Source organism: Variovorax sp. GW460-12-1-14-LB1 (genome assembly GCF_059423605.1).
Map to the genome: position 1 here is coordinate 1 of NZ_JBWKYF010000149.1, position 4,248 is coordinate 4,248.

At 60.2% G+C, this 4,248-nt stretch carries 4 protein-coding genes and 2 pseudogenes; 2 read left to right on the forward strand and 4 right to left on the reverse strand.

Features of this window, described 5'->3' with window-relative positions:
* Window positions 1-209 precede the first annotated feature (209 nt).
* Window positions 210-713, forward strand: coding sequence for a hypothetical protein (locus AC07Y4_RS32695; RefSeq protein WP_057598787.1), 504 nt, complete (start codon window positions 210-212; stop codon window positions 711-713).
* Window positions 714-715: 2 nt separating this feature from the next.
* Here the strand turns inward: AC07Y4_RS32695 and AC07Y4_RS32700 are convergent.
* Together AC07Y4_RS32700 and AC07Y4_RS32705 are read right to left on the reverse strand one after the other, a co-directional pair.
* Window positions 716-945 (reverse strand): annotated as a pseudogene (locus AC07Y4_RS32700) (IS110 family transposase); the annotation flags it as partial.
* Between the two features lie 205 nt (window positions 946-1,150).
* Window positions 1,151-2,083, reverse strand: coding sequence for a LysR family transcriptional regulator (locus tag AC07Y4_RS32705; RefSeq protein ID WP_159275330.1), 933 nt, complete (start codon window positions 2,081-2,083; stop codon window positions 1,151-1,153).
* A gap of 134 nt (window positions 2,084-2,217) precedes the next feature.
* On the opposite strand from AC07Y4_RS32705, the pseudogene AC07Y4_RS32710 reads away from it, so the two are divergent.
* Window positions 2,218-2,576: pseudogene (locus AC07Y4_RS32710) on the forward strand (transposase); the annotation flags it as partial.
* Here the strand turns inward: AC07Y4_RS32710 and AC07Y4_RS32715 are convergent.
* Window positions 2,572-3,555 (reverse strand): glycosyltransferase family 2 protein, encoded by a 984-nt coding sequence (locus AC07Y4_RS32715; protein WP_057597852.1) that lies wholly within the window; start codon window positions 3,553-3,555, stop codon window positions 2,572-2,574. The pseudogene AC07Y4_RS32710 and the gene AC07Y4_RS32715 overlap by 5 nt on opposite strands.
* Entirely contained in the window at window positions 3,552-4,121 is a 570-nt protein-coding gene (locus AC07Y4_RS32720) for a phosphatase PAP2 family protein (RefSeq protein ID WP_057607321.1), read from the reverse strand. The genes AC07Y4_RS32715 and AC07Y4_RS32720 overlap by 4 nt, the downstream gene beginning before the upstream one ends.
* Between the last annotated feature and the right edge of the window lie 127 nt (window positions 4,122-4,248).

Genomic DNA, 4,248 nt, shown 5'->3' on the forward strand with positions numbered 1-4,248 from the left:
AAACACGGGATGAAGTTCGCAAAGAGACCCTTCAGGCGATGCGAGACGGCACCATTCCGTATGGTGAAAGATAGTCGAAGTCGGATGCTCTGAGCCGTGATCGCAAAGGAATGTTTCCTTGGCAGACCGCCGCTCGTCCTCACCAGTTTGGCGGAACATTTGAAGCGCCGCGTACCCCAATCAGGATACTCACAGTCAGGAGGCGCGTCATGAAAGCGATATCCTTGTTCATGGCGGTATTAATTGTGGTAACCGCCGTCGGGTGCGCCTCTGCTCAGCCGTCCGCGGAGGCCGCCAACCGGATGCAGATGGACGAACTGATCGCCTTGTCAAAGCAAGGGCTGAGCGACGATGAACTGATTGCGCAAGTCGAGCAGCGTGGCGTCGCGTTCGTCTTGTCGCCCGGAAATTTCGATCAGCAGCGCTCTGCCGGCGTCAGCGAAGGGGTGCTTCGTTACCTGCAGGGGCGTACCAGCGGCCAGTCAAGGCTCTCGGGGATCATGCCGAATGCGCGGTATCAGGTCTCGACTTACTACGGCCCTTCTTACCTCGGCTACCCGTATCTTGGATCGTATGGTGGACTGCACCACTATGGGATGCACCACTATGAGGTGCGCCACTATGAGGTGCGCCACTATGGGATGCACTTGGGCGGGCACCTTGGGAATCATCGGGTCATACATCACGGTGGTCAGCATGGCAGACATCACTGATAGATGAATTCTGGGACCTGCTTGGCAATGTTCCCGATCCCCTGAGGGGTAATCAATCCAAATTCGGTCAGCAATTCACGAATCTGGTTGGCCTGCGATGTCCGCACATTTTCGGAGCTTTGCCGTGCACGATGTAGGGTCAGCATCGCTTGCTGTTCAACGTTCTTAGTCGACGCAAACTTCATATTTGGCCGCGCCATCGCTCGCAGATCGCCTCTGCAGCATCGTTTTGCCGTACTCACCCCCACGGTGAACCTAGAAGAAATTTTCGCCAAGTCGATACCAATCGTCATGACTTTCATGGGAACGCTTCTGTTCAAGAAACGACCCGAATCCCTGCTCTGGCACGCTGGTGCCATCAAGAGGAGGCGGCGTCCATCTTATTGGCGCCAAAGGAAAGAAACGACGCTACCGCTTGCGTTTGGACAGAGGGAAGTCTACGCAACGATCGAGGTTGAATCGCTCTCAAATCTTAAACTCGCTGCGAGCAGTTCTGTAAAGGCTTTGACCGCAGGCGCCGCACTTCTTTTGCTTGGATAAAAAACATTCAATTCTAGCGGGCGAATTTCCAAATCAGAAAGAAGGCGGATCAATTCGCCGCTGTTAATTTGAGTTCTACACATGTGCGCAGGCAAACAAGTTACGCCAAATCCTTGCATTGACAAACTTCGAGCGCCAATTAAGTCGTTGGTATTTATGCGTGAATGCAAGTCTTTGAATAACTCGAGTTCAAAAAAATTTCCAAGACTGGGCGCGAAGTTGGTTTCGGAGTCATTCGTGGAAATTATGCTGTGGTTGGTTAGGTCTTTGACTGTATTGACAAAGTTTTTGTTTCGAAAATATGCTGGAGATCCGCAAGCCCAACGCGGGATCGTTGCGAATTTTGAAGACCCGGGCGGATGTGAGGGAGCGCTCGAGATACTGATGTCGACACAATCAGCGCGAAGTTCTGACTTTTGTCTTGTAAAACGAAGAATGACACTTGTATTGCTATAACGCTCGAGAAATCGAGGAAGTACAGATTGTTGAACATGCTCCTCTAATCCGGCATCCGTTGCGATGCAAATGATTACTTGCCCCTGCGGAGCAAGGCCGAGACCGCCGACATAGCCGATGGTTTCACCAATGCGGTTCATGATTTCGACCCCTCGATCTTTCAGGGCGTGACCAGCGCGCGTAAGTTTAACCTTTCGAGTAGTCCGATTTAGAAGTTGGGTGTTCATGAGCGCCTCTAAACGCATTATGCTTCGGCTGACGCTTGATTTGCTAATGCCGAGTTCATCCGCTGCAGCTGAAAAACTGTATAGAACGGCTACATAAGTAAATATTCGGAGATCGTTTAAGTCAAGGAGATCGGCCTTGTTTTGCATTTCTGTTTGACTACTCTGCATTTTTTCTCGTGTGGAATTTCGTGTGATCTAAGGAAATTCGGATCAATAGCTCGCGGCGGGCGCGGCTCGAGCACGGGTGAAGATAGCGATCGCAGCACAACCGCGATTAACCAATGCAGCTTTGCAGTGGCGAGCACGTGATGAAAAAGCGCACGCGGCGCGAGAAGTTCTTGGCCGAATTGGGACGCAGTGTGCCGAGGTCTCGTCTGATTGCCGCAATCGAGTTGCAGTACTCCGCGAGTGGGCGCGTGGGCCGGCCGCCGATCGGCGTTCCTCGGATGCTGCGCAGGTAGACTGCAGCAGGGGTACGGCTTGCCGACGAAGCGCTGAGGACTCGCCGTAGAACGGCGCTGCGCGACTTCGTGGGCGTCGATCTGTTGCGAGTCCGGTGCATGATGCCACTACCTTGCTGAAGTTCAGGCGACTGCTGCTGGACAACGGTCTCACCAAGACCTTGTTCGAAGAGATCAACCCTTGGTCTCCTTGCACAGGCGCGCGATGTACTCGCCGAAGATGCCGGTCGAGATCATCTGGATGCCGGTGAAGAACATCAGGCTCACCACGATGGTGGTCCAGCCGGAGACGGCGTTGCCGAACAGCAGGTGGTCGATGGCCACGAAGATGCCGTACGACAGCGCCGGCACCGCGAACAGCAGGCCGACCACGCTCACCATGCGCAGCGGCCAGGTGGTGAAGGCGGTGAGCCCGTCGATCGCCAGGCTCACGAGCCGCCGTGCGTTGACGCTGCTGGCGCCCTGCGCGCGCGGGGCCGGCGTGTAGTGCAGCGCCACGGCGCGGAACCCGACCCACGCGTACAGGCCCTTCATGAAGCGGCTGCGCTCGGGCAGGCTCTTCAGTGCGTCGACCACCTTGCGATCCATCAGGCGGAAGTCGCCCGCGTCCTTGGGCACCGAGAAGCGGTCCGAGTCGTTCATGAGCCGGTAGAACAGGCGGCTGCCGAGCTGCTTGAAGCGGCTCTCGTCATGGCGCGCCTCGCGCACCGCGTAGACCACCTCGGCCCCGGCGCGCCACTGCGCGAGCATGTCGTGGATGAACTCGGGCGCGTGCTGCAGATCGCCGTCGAGCAGCACCACCGCATCGCCGCCGGCGGCGGCCAGGCCCGCGGTGAGTGCGGCCTCCTTGCCGAAGTTGCGCGACAGCGAGATGCAGCGAAAGCCCGACAGGTCGCACCAGGCCTCGGCCTCGGCCACGGCGGCGGTGTCGTCGGTGCTGCCGTCGTCGACCACGATGATCTCCCAGTGCATCCGCGTGGCCCACAGCACGTCTTCGAGCAGCGGCAGTAGGTGGCGCAGGTTGGCGCCTTCGTTGAAGCAGGGGATCACGCACGAGAGGCTGCGCGCGCCGGGCGGCGGCGTGTCGGGGTCGACGGTCCGCGGCGAGGGCGTGGCCGTGGCATCGGTGTCCGGGCGCAGGGTCGAGGCGGTGGTCATGAGGGTCTCCAGGCGGAAGCCGTGGCACGGGTGGCGGCGCGCACGGCCGCGCGGTGGGCCAGCCACTGCGCGGTGCCCAGCGCGCCGACGAGCGCGGCGGCCAGCAGCAGGCCGGCCGCGATGTCGAACGGGAAATGAACCCCGGTGTAGATGCGGCCCCAGCCCGTCGCGGCGGCCAGCAGGAACAGCGGCACGCCGATGGCGCGCAGGCCGGTGCGTGCCAGGAAGGCCAGCGCGACCGTGAACATCACGCTGGCATGCGTGCTCGGCAGCGAGCCGTTGACCGCGTGCGTGATGTAGGCCGGCACCAGCCCCTGCGCGAAGGGGCGCGGCACGTTCAGCCGCAACGCGATGGCGTGCGACAGCATCGAGGCCAGCCCGGCCAGCAGCCCGACCGCGACCAGGTAGGCGCGGTCGTCGGGCCGGCGCCACAGCGCGGCAAGGGCCACGGCGGCGCACATCCAACTGCCGCCGAGCGCCAGCGTGCGGGCGCACATCAGCACCCACGGCGTGGGCTGCGCGCCGGCGGCGAGCCATTGCAGCAGGGCGAGGTTCAAAGCGTGCATGGCGGCACCTCGCTCGGCACACAGCGAACGGTGAGCGCAGGGCGATGCGCGCACGAAGAGAAAGCGGACATGGTCGGACCTTTCGACAAAGACGAGGGGGAGCCGGCCGCGCAGGGCGCGGCACAGC

What these genes read in the sequence shown, in the direction of transcription:
- AC07Y4_RS32695 (WP_057598787.1), top strand. Translation starts at nt 210, where the DNA reads ATGAAAGCGATATCCTTGTTCATGGCGGTATTAATTGTGGTAACCGCC.
- AC07Y4_RS32705 (WP_159275330.1), bottom strand. Translation starts at nt 2,083, where the DNA reads ATGCAAAACAAGGCCGATCTCCTTGACTTAAACGATCTCCGAATATTT.
- AC07Y4_RS32715 (WP_057597852.1), bottom strand. Translation starts at nt 3,555, where the DNA reads ATGACCACCGCCTCGACCCTGCGCCCGGACACCGATGCCACGGCCACG.
- AC07Y4_RS32720 (WP_057607321.1), bottom strand. Translation starts at nt 4,121, where the DNA reads ATGCACGCTTTGAACCTCGCCCTGCTGCAATGGCTCGCCGCCGGCGCG.